Genomic DNA, 14,623 nt, shown 5'->3' on the forward strand with positions numbered 1-14,623 from the left:
CAGGGAGCGTCGATGCAAACAGCTGGTTATCGTCTAAATAGTCTGATTCTGTCACTGTTATTACTGGCTGTCCCTGTACAGGCTGGTGAGCTGGTCGTTTCAGCTGACTTCCCGGGAGGCTCGGCTGAGGTTCTGAAAGTTGAGCAGCAAACGCGTTCGATTACGGTGCGTCCTGCCGGAGATCCGCAGTTTGGCTGGCCCTGCTGGTGGTATTTCAAGGTCTCCGGCGTTAAGCCTGGAGAAACGCTGACTGTTTCGGTCGATGCGAGTACTCTCAAACAGGCAAACGGCTCGAAGCTGTCTGCTAATTGGGCGCTGCCCGAGCGAGCGGCGTTTAGTCTCGATGGGAAGACCTGGAAACAGACTGGTCCCGGTACCAGGGAGAAGGACCACTGTCGCTGGACACAACAGGTAGATGCCGAACAAGCCTGGTTTGCCTGGGGGCCTGCGTTTGTGCCCTCGGATGCCCAGGCACTGGTTGATCGCCTGAGCCGGAAACATGAAGACGTGACGGCATTTGAATTATGCAAAACCCGCGCTGGCCGCAGTGTACCTGCGCTGGTGGTGAGCCAGGCTGGGAAACATTCCGACGATCGCATGGTGATCTGGGTTCAGGCCCGTCAGCATGCCTGGGAATCAGGGGGCAGCTGGGTTGGGCGTGGCTTCATTGAATGGGCGGTGAGCGATGATCCTCTGGCGGTAGCTTTGCGGGAAAAGGTCGATATCTACTACGTTCCAATTATGGATATCGACAATGTGGCGACCGGGAATGGCGGCAAGAACCAGGTTCCGCACGACCATAACCGGGACTGGTCTGAGATGCCCCGCTGGAACGCAGTGCAGGCAGCCATGAAGGCGCTGAAACAGTACGACAAGCAGAACCGACTGGTCATGTTTATCGATCTGCATAACCCCGGTGCCAGTTCGAAACAGCCGTTTTTTTACATTGCGCCTCCTGAACTGAATACTCAGCGAAGAAAAGCACTGCAGGATGCTTTTATTGCAGTCTGTCGGGAGGAGATGCAGGAGCCTCTGGAACTGGATCGAAGCACGCCCTCGACGGGACCAAAGTACGACAAACGCTGGAAAGAGATTTCCAGTAACTGGGTACGAAGTGCCACCCGCGAACATGTCGTGGGGATTACGCTCGAGACCTGCTGGAACACGCCCCACAGTCATCCGCAGGGTTACATGACTGTGGGACAACAACTGGGTCGGGGGATCGCCCGGTATCTGAAACAGGATCCCCGCCAACCACTTGCTCTGGATTGAGCCAGAGCAGGTTATCTAGCTCTTAGTTTGACCCTGCCTGAGGAAGCCTCAATCCACAGTTTATGAAGCGGAGTCCAGTTTTTCGAACACGGCTTTCATCAGCAGCGGGAGCACGACGGTGGCATCGGAATAAACTTCCGCGAACCGGCCGCCATCCTGGGGTGAAAGGAATTTGCCCCAGCTGACCCCCTCAGAATAGGTACACCCGGAGAGGCCTCCCCAGTGAACCGGTTCGGGGCAGATACGAATTCCATAGCGGAAGCGGGGCTCTTTCCACTCTGTGCCCAGGCGGTAGTTGGCAATTTCATAATAGGGGGCAACCTGTTGAGCCCAGTTGCGGGGAACTCCCCCGCCGATGGTGAAGATGCCGAAGGTGACCGCATCCCGCATCAGTCGGGCATATTCCTGCAGGTCGAGAAAGGGGTTGAAGCTGGGGAGCGCGGTGAGAATTTCTTCCTGTTCGAGGTCTTCCAGGGGCTTGCCCGATTTGGCAATCAGTTCGGACATGGCCCAGGTGGAGACGTCGAGACCGATTTCACTGTCAGTGAAAGCGGGGATGAAGACGGGGACATTTTGCTCATAAGCACTGCGGAGGATGCCGCGTCCGTCGTTTATTTCGGAGAGCCGCTGACCAAGTGCCCGGCAGAGACGGGCTGAAGACCAGACGCCATCTTCGGGCTGGGATTCCCGCAGGACCGAGCGGACCAGCTTTTCGACGTTGTTCAGATTCGACTCCATTTCCAGGGTGTCGTAAATCCGGTTGTAGCCTTTTTTGTAGAGTGTTTCGTCGGAATCAGTGGGATTGTACTGGTAGTGGACCAGGCCGATCGATTCGGTGAGACCGTGGGCAATCAGGGCACCAGTGGCGACGACGGCATGGACGAGGCCACGGTCAATCATGTCACAGATGATGCTGCCCTGTTTGGCGACGGTCATGGCGCCGGAGAGAGTGAGTACGACTTTGCATTCAGAGTCCTGTGCCATATCCAGCAGGATGTCGTAGGCATCACCCAGGCGTCTGCCCGAGAACGCGGTTGCAGACATGGCCTGCAGCAGTTCGCCAAACGAATTGACACTCGACAGGTCCAGGCTTTTCAGCGGTTTTAAGCCGTCTCCTCGACCGTCGTGGAACTCTCGATCTCCACTCATGATTCACTCTTCCTTCGTGAGTTGATGCGGGGCGTAAAAAAAGAAAAACAACGCTCAGTCAGGTGCGCTCCTCGTCTGAATACAGACTTCAAAGCGCACCTGGCATGATGCGATGTTTATACCGTAATTCAACGCCTTTTGGATTTCCAGAGTGGGAACGGTTTATCGGCTGTAATCAGTAGATACAGGAGCGGTTCCCGTCAGGAACTTTCAGGTGGGAATTTACAGAGCAACAACCTGATCCGCTTCGCAGAGGGAACCGGCTGGTTCCTGAAGCGCAGGTTGCCCATTGGGAATGGGGAACCGGGGCATTTCGAGAATGCTGACGTCACCCAGATCGACTTCTTCCCGAATGTAACGAAGAACGTCATTCGGATCAGTATTGCCGCAGGTGAAGACGTCCAGAGCGATTAAGCCCAGGTCGGCGTAACAGTGGGCTGAGCAGTGGCTTTCATCAAGAAGGCACATCGCGGTGAAGCCCGGTGCTGAATTATGACCAAAGTGATATCGTACCTGTGAGATCACAGTAGCACCAGCACGGGTAGCTCCACGTGCCATGGCTTCCAGAATCAGTTGGTCGTTTAGACAAATGTCCCGCGAGACATTACGACAATCAATGAGAAGATGTCTTCCTTTATGCAACTCATAAACCCTCCACTGAGGTGCCAGAAAAAAACAGGCATCCGATTTTTAATGAAACTGTTCGAGACGATTTCGAATCGTAATGCCTATATCGGTACGCTTTTTTAAAAGTTCGAGATTATTATGTCAAAGGGGGAGAAAATACAAGAAATAAATCGATCATTTTGCGTGGAATTTACAAAAATTGAAACAAGTATTTCCCACGTCTGGAGACGGGCAGAATCCTGGGCACAAACCTTGGCGGGGCTGGGGGTTCCAGCCTGTCTAAAAATGCGTCAGTCACCCCCGGAAACAGGCTGCCAAGGAAATCGGAGATGCGCAAGTTCTACACTATGTTAGCTCCCCGTCGGCCGGGAGATTGCTGGGCAAGAAAAACAAAGGCCCAGGTATCTTTAAGTGCTGATTGCAGGCCAGCTTAAGAAACAGGGCTGAAGCTCGCATGGAACTTCAGCCCTGATATAGACACTTTTGGTTTGAGAAACCGAAGCTCAAAACTCGCCGATGGGGTTGCCATCCGCGATCATTCCAAGTCGCTGGAAGATCTCATAGCTCATGTTCTCACTCAGGAAGCGGACCGCCCCGTCGCCTAGCAGGAAGTGAGCTCCCCCTTCATGCTTACTGGAGAAGTTGGCAATGTGGTTCGTGGTGTTGGGGGGATGGTGCATGGCCATCATACTCATCATGGCCGGCTGACCGACGTGCCCCAGAATCAGGGAAGCCGGCCCCTCAGTCATGGAAGGCATGCTCATCATCCCTGCCGGTCGGGTCGCGTTGGGGATGGCGGCGTACCAGGTGGAATCGGCCTCGATGATTGAGGCCGCACCCACGAACTGATGCTGGTGGGAGCGTTCCCCGGCGACAATCGTATTCGAAGTCCCGTCGATGACATCGCGGACCTTTACATTACTGTTGCGGTAGAGAATCCCTTTCTGCATGGGATTCCCCGGGGTCATCGTCAGGCTGCCATACCCAAAAACACCCACATAGTTCGCAGAAGACAGTTGATAGGTGTTAGAACCATCGGTGACCGAGAAGACGCCCTGGTTGGTGTCACTGGGACAGCGAAAGATGGGCACGACCTGGTCAGCCAGATCGATGTTGGGAGAGACGGTAGCGTCCAAGTTCAGGTTGAGCTGGTTATACAGCGGAGCCTGGTCCAGGAACGGGAGCAACATGACGCCCCAGGCAAAACCGGATCCTGTTTCGGAAGAACTTGGATCACTGTTGACGACGCCTCGCGCGATGTAGCCTGGAGGATACGTGCCGTGCGTGTCGTGGTAATTGTAAAGCGCCAGGCCGATCTGCTTGAGGCTGTTTTTGCAAGTGGAGCGACGAGCCGCTTCCCGGGCCTGCTGGACAGCAGGCAGGAGTAAGGCGATCAGGATCGCGATGATGGCGATGACCACCAGCAGTTCAATCAGGGTGAAGCCACGTCGATGATGGCGAGGATTCTGTGAAAAATTCATGGCAGGTTTACCTTTTTTGTTACGTTGCATGTCGCGCAATCGTAAACCGGATGTTGGGTGGGAAAGAGTTGCCAGCGCAGCAGATCGGACATTTCCAATCTCTGAGTGCCTGCTGTCAAACTTACTTAGGAAGGCGGGGGCTACGCCTTAGGTGGGGGGATTTCCGGTTGCTGAGACAGCGAGGTGGTCGTGTCATCAGCCACAAGCAGAGAGTCAAGCCGAGAATTGTCAGAAATGATTCGAGGAGCCTGGCTTATCTGGCGGGGATCAGAGACATACCAGCCTTTGAATTGTGAATCGCCACAGCCACAAAGGCGTGAAACCTGGCACATTGTTGAATTCGGCTTCTCGCCGGGGGACCGTTTGTCTGCACCGGCGGAACAGCAGCTTCGGTTGGAAGCCGTGGAGTTCGTACAACAGGTGCCTTGTTCCATCTCGGAAACCGTTCGGCTTTTGTTGACACAGCAGCAGCGGGAGTTCGATTTCTGATTCTCAGCACAACGACAACCAGATCGGACCGACAGGCTGGGAACCACGGCGGTATTCGTGATCAGGTATCCCAGGCAGAACAAGGTGACACAAACACCGCGTAGTACTCTACTCAGAGAGAAAGAGGTAAACAATTCTGGATGGCATGTGCTGCGGTGGGAGGTCACGGTAGGTACTCTTTGAACCAGAACTTGTGGTTTCTGTTCGATGGTAAGCGTCCCTGCTTAATCCATTGTTGAGGACCACAGGAGAGAAAAAAAGTGAATAACCACCATTTTTTTACTGATCCGCAGATTTTTTCCGGCCTCCAGCTCCAAATGTTCGAGTTCTTTACTCGTTGGTGGGGGAAGAGTTGTCCCTGTTGCCAGATTGGAGCGTGTGCTGACGAATGAATTTGACGACCCGGTCCGGCTCGGGATGCGTGAAGTGGTGCCCTTTTGATTTTTCAGTCCCCTCTTTGACGAAGATGATCTGAAAATTATTTTTACGATATTTTTCCGGTACCCGGCTGAACATGAGCAGTGTGTTCTCATCGGGAGGAACAACCTGATCATTTTCCGAAATGATGTGTAGCACCGGGATCTCTGCTTCAGCGATCGTTGCGATGCGGTCTACCGGGTTATTGGGCCAGTCCAGTGCTTCCTGTTCTGTCAGACCATAGGACTTGAGGCAGGCGTCCCAGCGGGCCTGCGAACCTTCGCTCTTCCCTTTTCCACCGGGCCAGCTTTTAAAATCGCAGACAGGAGTGTCTGCATAAATACAGCTCACTTTATCCGGATTTGCCAGGGCCCAGTTGTAAATGAAGAGTCCCCCCCGGCTCACTCCTTCTAAAGCGACCTTGGACTGCAGTCCGTGCTGCTGTGTCAGTCGCTTGTAAAATTTATTTCCGTATTCAATGGCCTGGGGGGAACCAAATAGATCAGACACATCCAGGTATGCGATATGGAAACCCTGTTTCAGAAGTTCCACATCCATTTCATAATGGAAATCAGGGAAGCGGGCGCGCCAGACCCAGGGGTTGTCGGGGGCGGCCTTCTCCGGAATGACGACGTAAGATTTTCGTCCTTCGGTAGGAAAATGAACCCGCTTGAACCCATGCCACGTATCCTGTTTGCCCGACCAGTTTTGAGTCGTTTTTGAGGAGGCTTCTCCTGCAAATCCAACAGGCAGAAAACAGGCCACGAACAACAATGCGAAAAAAGTGCGAAAAATTGAAATGGAGGGATTCATTAGCCGGCGCTCGCTCTCTGCTCAGGGATGTAGGAATTTAAATTGGTTATCTCAAGCAAAATCGGGATGTTAGCGTTACACAAGGTTTCCGGTGATTCAGCATTTCTTCATCAACATGGATATGGGTCGAATCAGTTTTAATGATTTTGTGCCGTGGTGGGGCACTGCCGGAGGCGCTGAGGACAAACTGTCGCTACCCGAAGATTTTTCTGACATATAGTTTAATCAATCCACATTGAAATGGAAATTATAAACAAGACCCGGTCGTCGGGTTATGGTCTGGAGAGGACAGAATTCTCCACACTTTTGAATGCCTTTCATTATATCCAGCTATAGTTCATAAAAAGACGGGTTGCTGCTATGTCTTTCATTCCTGCCACACATACAACAGAGACCTTGACCAAGCGGTTTTCTGATCCAGTCATTAATTCGGTCATTGATGTCTTTAAGTATTTTGTCGGTACCACTGCTGAGTTGGAAACCATGATCGATGTCAGCGATGCCCCCCGTCACCTGTTGAGTTCTGCGATTGAGGTGAATGGTCCGGGCAAAGGGATCGTTGTCGTCAACGTCCCACGGGATCTCGTTTCTCGCGCTGTCGCGTTGTTAATCGATGAAACCCTGGCTGAGGATGAGCATGTTCTCACCGACTTTGCCTGCGAATTATCGAATATGATTGCCGGTCAGGCTAAGAAAGCGGTGGATCATATGGGATTCCAACTGGGACATCCGACTCTGATCGAAACGGAGCAGATCGATACCCTTTATCCCCCGGAAGCCGGTTCCAAGTGCGGTATTTTTCAAACCGGAATCGGTGAGATAGCCGTCTATTTTGGTTTCGTGGGACAACTGGGAGAAATTCTGGATCAGGAAGGTCCGGAAGCGGATAAGAAACGGTTGCTGGTTGTCGATCCTGATGAGCTGAGCTGTGCCCTGTTTAAAGGTCTGTTGCATGAGCGTTACCAGGTTCAGACGGCTTCGACAGTAGAAGAAGCATTTATGGATGCCGCTTTGAATGAACCGGATCTGATTCTCCTTGAAATTGATGCGGACCATGGTCACCAGGCGGAGGCTGTTCGCCAGTTCAAAGAGTCTCCACTCATGGAAAATGTAGAGATTCTGGTGGTTACCTCCAATCGTTCCACGACTGCCATTATTCAGGCATTTAACCATGGTGCAGCCGACTATATTCTGAAAACGGACTTCACAAAGCAGATTCTGATTGGCAAAATAGAACGCGCTCTGGGAAGAACACCGGTTGTCAAAGAGGTTGTGGCGACTACAAAATAAAGATCTCCCAAAGTGGAACCTCTTTCATTCCCCGGTTTGATCGCCGGGTTTTTTTATTGTCTGACCTGAATTGACAGTGAGCGGAACAACATGAACCTGGAAGGAAAAGTCGCCGTCATCACCGGCTCAGCCGTCCGCATCGGGCGGGCAATCGCACTGGCATTGGCTGATGCAGGCGCTGATATCTGTATTCATTATAACTCGTCAGATCAAGCCGCGCGAGATACCTGTGCTGAAATCGAACAGAGGGGACGGATGGCGATGCAGGTTTCCGCTGATCTCTCTAATCCTGTCTCGGCAGCAGAAACGGTTTTTTCAGAGGTGATGACAGAACTGGGGCGGGCAGATGTGCTTGTTAACAGTGCCTCAGTCTTTGAGAATAAGCAACTGAAGGAAGCGACTGAGGCTGACTGGGACTCCCAGTTGGATATTAATCTGAAAGCCCCCTTCTTTCTGAGTCAGAAATTTGCGGAACTCCTGCCCGCTGATCGGTCAGGACACATCATTAATATCGTCGACTGGCGAGCCAATCGGGCCGGGATTGGTCACCTGCCCTACCGGATTTCCAAGGCGGGACTGGTGACCTTAACGGAGTGTCTGGCCCTGGAACTGGCTCCCGGAATTCAGGTCAATGCGATCGCCCCGGGAGCGATACTCCCTCCTCCGGGTGAAGATCGTTCCTATCTGGAGCAACGCTCAGGCGGAATTCCGCTGAAACGGGTGGGAAATCCAAAGGAGATCTGTCGGACGGTACTCTATCTGCTGAACTCCGAATTTGTAACCGGTGAAGTCATCTCCGTAGCCGGCGGCGAACAGCTGACAGGTGGAGCCTGATCGAACTGTTCCTGTTCCGCAACTCCCTCTTCAGGAAGAGTGCGCTTTGAGGACCGCCTGCCTGACAACCTGCATCGTTCGCTTTTGACGGGCGCTGATGGACTCCATGACCGTTTTGAGTTTTTCCAGAGACTGATTGTAGTTCTCGTAGACGGCAATCGCACGGTCTGCAATCTGTTGTTGATTGACTTCGTCAATTTCGAACGTCCAGTCCGCCAACCCGATATCGTACCACATCTGCCCTTTAATCGTGTCTGTGGGTTGTCGGACATAGAGTCCTGGCGTCCCGTGAGCACAGGCGATGATGGGCGAGTGACATTCCATGCTGACGACCGCTGACGCATCTCGATAGAGTGAGCCTGCTTCGTCAGGAAGCCAGTATTGATCGTGGGCGACCACTTTTGCTTTTACATCCTCAGGCAGTGGATCGATCACCAGTGGCTGAATGATTTCTGTCTGGTAAGTCATTTCCGGACAGACGACCACTTTCTGACCGCTGGTGCGGACCCACTTGATAATTGCAGCGCGTAGTTTCGCATGATCAATTTCCTGATACTGTTGATTGACAGATTCAACTTCTGCAATTTTCTCTTTGGACCAGCGGGACCCTTTGTGGATTTTGTGATATGGGGTGTACCGCAGTCGGGGAACCGCACAGAGGTACTGTCCCGGCTCCAACTGGTGCTGTTGCTGGAATGCTTTAGCTTTAGGATCGTCGGTGAGGTCGATGGCAAATGTGGCATCCGGGGCAAAATCCTGCTCGGGCGATGTCACCTTGGCCTCTTTCAGGTTATTTAGCGAGCTGGTCTCTCTGGTATAAATGAAGTCAGCCCCTGAGAGCAGTCGATGGAGTTCGGGGGTGACTTCGGAGACCGTCACACCATAAATTCCGTAGGGCTTGCCTGTGACTTTGTCCCAGTGGGCCAGTTCCCTGCGGGAAACCACACTCGGTCCCGAGCCATGCAGGAAGAAATCGGCCTGTTCAAAAGCCTCTTCCAATTCGGGAGAATCCAGTTTCCCATCACGGCTGAGGCGACCTTTGACGATCTTTAGATGAGGAAATCGCTTTTGCAGCATTGGTTCGACACCCCGGTCAACACTGTTGGGCCAGAGGATGATCCGAAAATCGGGCGCATAAACTTCGAGCAGTTTCAGAATGCCGGGAGAATGTCCAATATCGCCGATATTAACGGTCTGCCATCCGGATCGGAGCAGCAGTGTTGGGGCATTTTCTGCGGGTTTGCTGTCTGCTGCGCAGGTTGAAGGCAGGGAAATTCCCAGCTGAGAAGCTCCTGCCAGAGCCAGGGAATGTGTCAGAGTCTGTTTGAGCCAGTTACGTCTAGTGTAATTATCGGGAGTCGGTTGCATCAGTTCTCTGTAATCTGTTGAAGGTGTGTCGATTTGTTAATGAGAATCAGGGATTCCCGCGGGAAGGAACTGTTTCCTACCTGTCCAATCCCGTTCTGCGTGACTATAGTAAACTGTAAATGCATTGTAGCTGAGATTTAATTGATGTCTGCCCCATTTTAAACATCGCTAAAAATTATGCCCGACCAGATTCATATTGCCGATCTGTTATTACGAACCATCATTGGTATTAACGAGGAAGAACGCGAAAAAAAACAGGATGTTCTCATTAACATCACGATGGGCGTTGATCTGAAAGCAGCTGGTCAGTCGGATCAGATTGAGGATGCTGTCAATTATCGCACGATTACCAAGGAGATCATTGACCTGGTAGAGCATTCCCAGTTCCAACTGGTCGAGGCGATGGCACATGAGGTGGCACGAATCTGTCTGGAAGATGATCGCGTTGCATGCGCAGAGGTCCGGATTGAAAAACCGGGAGCTCTGCGTTTTGCCCGCTCTGTGGGAGTCAGTGTGGTACGCAGACGCGAGGATTATCAGCAGTGAGCCGGCTCAATCGGGCTTTTCTGGCACTGGGCAGTAATATTGAGCCGGAATGGAATCTGCCTCAGGCAGTCCAATTGCTGGCTGATTATGGGAGCGTTACAGGAAAATCTTCAGTCTGGCAAAGTGCCCCGGTGGGGGACCCAGACCAGCCAGATTTTCTCAACGCTGCAGTTCTGCTGGAGACAGAACATGATGCTGATACAATCTGCGAAAGGGTTGTTCCTGAAATTGAAAACAGGTTGAATCGGGTACGCGATCCTCTGAATAAAAATGGTCCGCGTACCATTGATATTGATCTTGTTCTCTTTAATAGAGATTCCCTGCTGATCGCACATCGGATCATCCCGGACCCCGAGATCGGATCGCGAGTCTTTCTGGCAGTACCTCTGGCGGAGATTGCCCCGGATTACGAAGTACCGGGACTCAACACCACGTTGTCCGAAATCGCAGGCGACTTAAATCGGGTCCCTCAAAATCAGCTGCTGCTCCGGGATGAGATCCAGCTCTAAGCGTCTGCCAGGGTCAGGTCATCCCCGGGGAGACAGGCCATCGTATACAGCAACTGCTGGGCTTCACATTGGGTCTTGTAGGCTTCAGGAATTTTCTTTTCCGTGGCTTCATCCCACTCCAGAATGTAGGTTCGTTCGGAAACTTTCTTACCACGAACTTCGACGACCATTCCGGTCCAGCCTGCGCAACTGATTTCTGGAAACTCAGGCAGACAGACTCCCTCTTTAACCTGAATCATTGAGCCTGCTTTGATAGCTGACGACGCCTTTTTACCCATAATTTATTTCTACCAAAACATTTTTGAGATATTTTTTTCAGGAAACCTGTCGGCACGACTGGCAACAGTGTATCGCTAAAGCAGCATGAATTTCAATTGAAGTCGATCCAGAACCGTCTCGTTGAATCGAGAATTTAACAAAAAAGGGGAATTCCAGCTGAATAACGTCTTTTTTAAGCAACAGAATCCAAAACCACAAAGATCATTTCTGATGTGAATGTTGCCATTTCACAACACGGCTTAGCACGCAGATAAATGGAAAAAACAGGAAAAATATCTGCTTTCCTGTTAACCGTGACCTATGTTTGTAGTGGACCAATCCCTCCCCTCCTCTGGTCTATTCTCCAGGCTTTGTCCAGTCTGTCAGAATCCGAAATTCTGATTTGGGAGACACACTTTATTTCACAGTTAATGAGGCAAGCGATGTTGAAGCGGCACTGCCGTTGGGCATTGAATCAAAAATCGAAGCAAGCGCGTTCCGGAACCACACTCGTGGAACTGGCGTTCGTGGCGCCTGTTTTTCTGGTGTTCGTCTACGCGATCTTCGAGTTTGGCTACGCCTATATGATTTCGAATATCATTCAGGAAGCAACCCAGGAAGGGGCTAAGCTGGGGCGCTGCGAAGATGTCACCACGGCTCAGGTCGAAACACGCGTACGAGATCTGCTTGACACCGTGTTTGACTCAAATCTGGCCACAATTATGGTCAAGAATGCCAGCCAGTTCGACACTCCAGGCGCGGATGTAGAACAGATCAATTTTTCCGAGTTACCTGATCTAGAATTGGCAAATGCGGAGAAAGCACAGCTGTTTATCGTACGAGTGGAAGTGCCTTACAAGGATGTGCGATTGCTCAATTCATTTTTCGTGGACCCGGTAAAAGCAGCTGAGGCAGCTGATAAAGAGAAAAACCTGGTCCTGTCCGGACACAGTGTCAGGCGACATGAGTGATCATCCGGGAAAACATGTCAGCCTGTAGTAAGTCACGGCAGGGGGAAGAGACTTCATGAGAATCAACTATATCCGAACAAACAAAACAAACCGACTGGATTCCGACCGCAGAGGTGTAGCTGCGGTCGAATTTGCCGTTATTGCGCCTGTGTTCCTGGCTCTGGTGCTGGGAATGGTGGCCGTCCGGCGCGCTGTACACACCACGACTGTCATGGAAGCCGCCCTGTCCCAGGCAGGACGTCTGGCATCCATGGATGCTGATCTGGATTTACCCTCGGGTACTTCATTGAACGATAAAATTATCCTGGATGTGCGTAACTTTCTGCGTGCTTCCGGTATCGAAAATGATGAGAGTAATCTGACGATCACTATTACCCGCGCTGATGACGCAGATGGCAATGCTCTGGATCCCATGCCTAATCCTCCCAGTTCTGGAGACACTTTCGATTTGAGTGATCCAGATAACCGCAATCGCCTGTTCCGGATTGGGATTGAGATTCCGGAAGGTGCTATGAATTCTAAACTGACTGAAATAATGAATCTGGAGGGTTCCATGGCGAAACCTATGACGGGGGATGCAGTATGGGATCTGATTTTAAATAACGGCACGACAAAGATTGTCAACTAGTGACAAAACGCATTTGTGATCAGCAGCATTTTGAGAAAACAACTTTATTTTCGGGGAGTCAGAGGGGGTAAAATGAAAATGTTTCAACGAGCCAGAAAAGCGAACGTGAATCTACCCGGCGACCAAAGTCGTCGTGGTGCGTTCATGGTGATGGCGGTACCATTCCTCGTTGCGACCATGGGCTTCATGGCGTTCGGGATTGATATCGCAGTGATTACCATGACCAAAACGAAAATGCGCAATGCAGTGGAGGCAGCTGCCCTGGCTGCGGCGCAACAGATTACCGATGCCGTCCAGACAACGGCAGACGGCATCACAGAAGGTGGTGATGTATCGAGCAGCGTGCAGGACGCGAACTCGATTGCTGTCGAAGCAGCCAAAGCGATGGCCGAGAAAGTCGCCGGGCTGAATGGCGTGTATGTGGATCCGGAGACCGATGTCAAATTCGGTAAACGGTATCAGGACGCCTCTGGTACTTTCCATATGATCTGGGGGGAAACTGCCAAACCATATAACGTGGTGAAAGTCATTGCCCGTCGTGACAATTCAGAAGAAGGAAAGCCAGACTCGCAGCTGCAACTGTTCTTCGCTGGAATTATGGGAGAAAAGACGGCCTCAGTCACCACATCTGCGATCGCCTTCATCGAGGCACGTGATATCGTACTCGTGCTCGACTACTCCGGTTCAATGAGCTACGACAGTGAGTTTGATGCCATGTCCTCTTATCGTCTGGGAAAATCGGCAGTGGAAGACAACCTGGATGATATCTGGAATACACTGGTTGATTCTGGCGCGACTTATTCGAATTCGGATAAACTCAAATTTCCTCCTGAAGGCTACGGAAAAATCGATTCCGCAGTGGGTGAGTATATCAGTTCCAACGACGAAGATTACATCTTCCGGAGATTGGATCTGGATGAAGTCGACTCGAGTGGAAATTTGAAATACCCCTTCCCTCAGGAAGGTAAAAATTATTACGGGAGTCTTAACGGTCAGCCTACAGGCTATACAAACAAAAACTTATGGAAGGGTTACATTCGCTGGGTCCGGACGAATGGTACCGTCAGTAATTATGGCTACCGCAAGAAGTATGGTTATCGCACACTGATGGGCTATCTCATCAGTCAGCGTAAGAAAAATGATCAGTCCGAAGATCTGTGGCGGGCTCCGATCTATCCGTTCCATGCGATGAAAAACGGGGTGACACTGTTTACCCAGTTCCTGGGCGGCCTGGAGTTTGGTGACCACATCGGGCTGGTGACCTATGATGATTCGTCCCGAGTCGAATCGGTCCTGAATGACGATGGCGTTTCGGAAACGGTCAACCTGGGTGATGAACTCATTACTAACAACTACACAGATATTAATGCGATTCAGAGACACAAGCAGGCTTCGCACTATGCTCCCTACACCGGTATGGGTTACGGGATTCGTGATGCCAGAGAATTGCTGAGTTCTCACGGTCGTGCTGGTGCACGTCCGACGATCCTGGTGATGACCGATGGTAACGCGAATCGTTCACCTTCAAACTGGTCTCTCCCGGGAAGCTGGGACTGGGACGATGTGACAGATTTCGATGGCGATGGACAGGCTGATTATCAGACCGGCGATCGTCATAAGCAATATGCTCTCTGGCAGGCTGTGGAAGCGGCCAACCTGGGGTATACCGTGCATACCATGACCGTTGGGGCAGGTGCAGACCGAGACCTGATGCGGGCCATTGCCAAGGCCTGCAACGGGATCAGTATCGATGCTCCCGGTGGTGCGACGATCGAAGAGATGCGATCACAGCTGTTAATCGCCTTTGGTAAGATTGCAGCTAATGTTCCGCCAGCGAAATTGCTGGCAGATCCGGAAAGTGATTTCTAAGTCTCAACTATTGTCGAATCATGCCTGCTTGGGTTGATTTCTACCTGAGTGAGAAAGAGGTGGTCGAAAGTCGGCCACCTCTTTTCTCGTTTTGATGGGTTG

15 protein-coding genes are annotated in these 14,623 nt (G+C 51.6%); 9 read left to right on the forward strand and 6 right to left on the reverse strand.

The genetic code is table 11. The features are described from left to right. Nucleotides 1–12: 12 nt before the first annotated feature. Entirely contained in the window at nucleotides 13–1,272 is a 1,260-nt protein-coding gene (locus RID21_RS15785; RefSeq protein ID WP_350190439.1) for a M14-type cytosolic carboxypeptidase, read from the forward strand. Between the two features lie 60 nt (nucleotides 1,273–1,332). Here the strand turns inward: RID21_RS15785 and RID21_RS15790 are convergent, their stop codons facing one another. The 3 genes from RID21_RS15790 to RID21_RS15800 form a co-directional block, all read right to left on the reverse strand. Continuing rightward, nucleotides 1,333–2,421: a deoxyhypusine synthase family protein gene (locus tag RID21_RS15790; RefSeq protein WP_350190441.1), complete on the reverse strand. Its 1,089-nt coding sequence runs from the start codon at nucleotides 2,419–2,421 to the stop codon at nucleotides 1,333–1,335. A 222-nt stretch (nucleotides 2,422–2,643) separates the two neighbouring features. Beyond that, nucleotides 2,644–3,063: an S-adenosylmethionine decarboxylase family protein gene (locus RID21_RS15795; protein WP_350190443.1), complete on the reverse strand. Its 420-nt coding sequence runs from the start codon at nucleotides 3,061–3,063 to the stop codon at nucleotides 2,644–2,646. A gap of 488 nt (nucleotides 3,064–3,551) precedes the next feature. After that, nucleotides 3,552–4,529, reverse strand: a complete 978-nt coding sequence (locus RID21_RS15800) for a DUF1559 domain-containing protein (protein ID WP_350190445.1) — start codon at nucleotides 4,527–4,529, stop codon at nucleotides 3,552–3,554. 234 nt (nucleotides 4,530–4,763) lie between these two features. On the opposite strand from RID21_RS15800, the gene RID21_RS15805 reads away from it, so the two are divergent. After that, entirely contained in the window at nucleotides 4,764–5,018 is a 255-nt protein-coding gene (locus RID21_RS15805) for a hypothetical protein (protein WP_350190447.1), read from the forward strand. 330 nt (nucleotides 5,019–5,348) lie between these two features. On the opposite strand, the gene RID21_RS15810 is transcribed toward RID21_RS15805, so the two are convergent. After that, complete coding sequence (locus tag RID21_RS15810; protein ID WP_350190449.1) at nucleotides 5,349–6,248, reverse strand: alpha/beta hydrolase family protein; 900 nt, start codon at nucleotides 6,246–6,248, stop codon at nucleotides 5,349–5,351. 360 nt (nucleotides 6,249–6,608) lie between these two features. Here RID21_RS15810 and RID21_RS15815 point away from each other — a divergent pair, with 360 nt between their 5' ends. Both RID21_RS15815 and RID21_RS15820 read left to right on the forward strand, forming a co-directional pair. Then, nucleotides 6,609–7,538: a chemotaxis protein CheX gene (locus RID21_RS15815; RefSeq protein ID WP_350190451.1), complete on the forward strand. Its 930-nt coding sequence runs from the start codon at nucleotides 6,609–6,611 to the stop codon at nucleotides 7,536–7,538. Between the two features lie 90 nt (nucleotides 7,539–7,628). Beyond that, nucleotides 7,629–8,372: an SDR family oxidoreductase gene (locus tag RID21_RS15820; RefSeq protein ID WP_350190453.1), complete on the forward strand. Its 744-nt coding sequence runs from the start codon at nucleotides 7,629–7,631 to the stop codon at nucleotides 8,370–8,372. A gap of 30 nt (nucleotides 8,373–8,402) precedes the next feature. Here RID21_RS15820 and RID21_RS15825 read toward each other — a convergent pair whose 3' ends face one another. Further along, nucleotides 8,403–9,740, reverse strand: coding sequence for a polysaccharide pyruvyl transferase family protein (locus RID21_RS15825; RefSeq protein ID WP_350190455.1), 1,338 nt, complete (start codon nucleotides 9,738–9,740; stop codon nucleotides 8,403–8,405). Between the two features lie 177 nt (nucleotides 9,741–9,917). Here RID21_RS15825 and folB point away from each other — a divergent pair, with 177 nt between their 5' ends. Continuing rightward, nucleotides 9,918–10,286 (forward strand): dihydroneopterin aldolase, encoded by a 369-nt coding sequence (gene folB, locus RID21_RS15830; protein ID WP_350190457.1) that lies wholly within the window; start codon nucleotides 9,918–9,920, stop codon nucleotides 10,284–10,286. Next, the gene (gene folK / locus RID21_RS15835) at nucleotides 10,283–10,795 is read left to right on the forward strand and encodes a 2-amino-4-hydroxy-6-hydroxymethyldihydropteridine diphosphokinase (RefSeq protein WP_350190459.1); all 513 of its coding nucleotides are present in this window, start codon (nucleotides 10,283–10,285) and stop codon (nucleotides 10,793–10,795) included. Before folB ends, folK begins: the two co-directional genes overlap by 4 nt. Here the strand turns inward: folK and RID21_RS15840 are convergent. Then, on the reverse strand, nucleotides 10,792–11,034 hold the full coding sequence (locus RID21_RS15840) for a hypothetical protein (protein WP_228030439.1): 243 nt from the start codon (nucleotides 11,032–11,034) through the stop codon (nucleotides 10,792–10,794). The genes folK and RID21_RS15840 overlap by 4 nt on opposite strands. Nucleotides 11,035–11,496: 462 nt before the next feature. Between RID21_RS15840 and RID21_RS15845 the strand changes: the two genes are divergently transcribed. The 3 genes from RID21_RS15845 to RID21_RS15855 all read left to right on the forward strand — a co-directional run bounded on the left by RID21_RS15845 (nucleotide 11,497) and on the right by RID21_RS15855 (nucleotide 14,521). Beyond that, nucleotides 11,497–12,024: a TadE/TadG family type IV pilus assembly protein gene (locus RID21_RS15845; protein WP_350190461.1), complete on the forward strand. Its 528-nt coding sequence runs from the start codon at nucleotides 11,497–11,499 to the stop codon at nucleotides 12,022–12,024. A 55-nt stretch (nucleotides 12,025–12,079) separates the two neighbouring features. Beyond that, complete coding sequence (locus tag RID21_RS15850; protein WP_350190463.1) at nucleotides 12,080–12,652, forward strand: TadE/TadG family type IV pilus assembly protein; 573 nt, start codon at nucleotides 12,080–12,082, stop codon at nucleotides 12,650–12,652. A 72-nt stretch (nucleotides 12,653–12,724) separates the two neighbouring features. Then, the gene (locus RID21_RS15855; protein WP_350190465.1) at nucleotides 12,725–14,521 is read left to right on the forward strand and encodes a pilus assembly protein TadG-related protein; all 1,797 of its coding nucleotides are present in this window, start codon (nucleotides 12,725–12,727) and stop codon (nucleotides 14,519–14,521) included. Nucleotides 14,522–14,623 lie beyond the last annotated feature (102 nt).

Source organism: Gimesia sp. (genome assembly GCF_040219335.1).
In the GTDB taxonomy this organism is placed as follows: Bacteria; Planctomycetota; Planctomycetia; order Planctomycetales; family Planctomycetaceae; genus Gimesia.

Excerpts from the sequence above, each read along its gene's own strand:
- RID21_RS15785 (WP_350190439.1), top strand. The coding sequence starts at position 13 with ATGCAAACAGCTGGTTATCGTCTAAATAGTCTGATTCTGTCACTGTTA.
- RID21_RS15790 (WP_350190441.1), bottom strand. The coding sequence starts at position 2,421 with ATGAGTGGAGATCGAGAGTTCCACGACGGTCGAGGAGACGGCTTAAAA.
- RID21_RS15800 (WP_350190445.1), bottom strand. The coding sequence starts at position 4,529 with ATGAATTTTTCACAGAATCCTCGCCATCATCGACGTGGCTTCACCCTG.
- RID21_RS15805 (WP_350190447.1), top strand. The coding sequence starts at position 4,764 with ATGATTCGAGGAGCCTGGCTTATCTGGCGGGGATCAGAGACATACCAG.
- RID21_RS15810 (WP_350190449.1), bottom strand. The coding sequence starts at position 6,248 with ATGAATCCCTCCATTTCAATTTTTCGCACTTTTTTCGCATTGTTGTTC.
- RID21_RS15815 (WP_350190451.1), top strand. The coding sequence starts at position 6,609 with ATGTCTTTCATTCCTGCCACACATACAACAGAGACCTTGACCAAGCGG.
- RID21_RS15820 (WP_350190453.1), top strand. The coding sequence starts at position 7,629 with ATGAACCTGGAAGGAAAAGTCGCCGTCATCACCGGCTCAGCCGTCCGC.
- RID21_RS15825 (WP_350190455.1), bottom strand. The coding sequence starts at position 9,740 with ATGCAACCGACTCCCGATAATTACACTAGACGTAACTGGCTCAAACAG.
- folB (WP_350190457.1), top strand. The coding sequence starts at position 9,918 with ATGCCCGACCAGATTCATATTGCCGATCTGTTATTACGAACCATCATT.
- RID21_RS15840 (WP_228030439.1), bottom strand. The coding sequence starts at position 11,034 with ATGATTCAGGTTAAAGAGGGAGTCTGTCTGCCTGAGTTTCCAGAAATC.
- RID21_RS15845 (WP_350190461.1), top strand. The coding sequence starts at position 11,497 with ATGTTGAAGCGGCACTGCCGTTGGGCATTGAATCAAAAATCGAAGCAA.
- RID21_RS15850 (WP_350190463.1), top strand. The coding sequence starts at position 12,080 with ATGAGAATCAACTATATCCGAACAAACAAAACAAACCGACTGGATTCC.
- RID21_RS15855 (WP_350190465.1), top strand. The coding sequence starts at position 12,725 with ATGAAAATGTTTCAACGAGCCAGAAAAGCGAACGTGAATCTACCCGGC.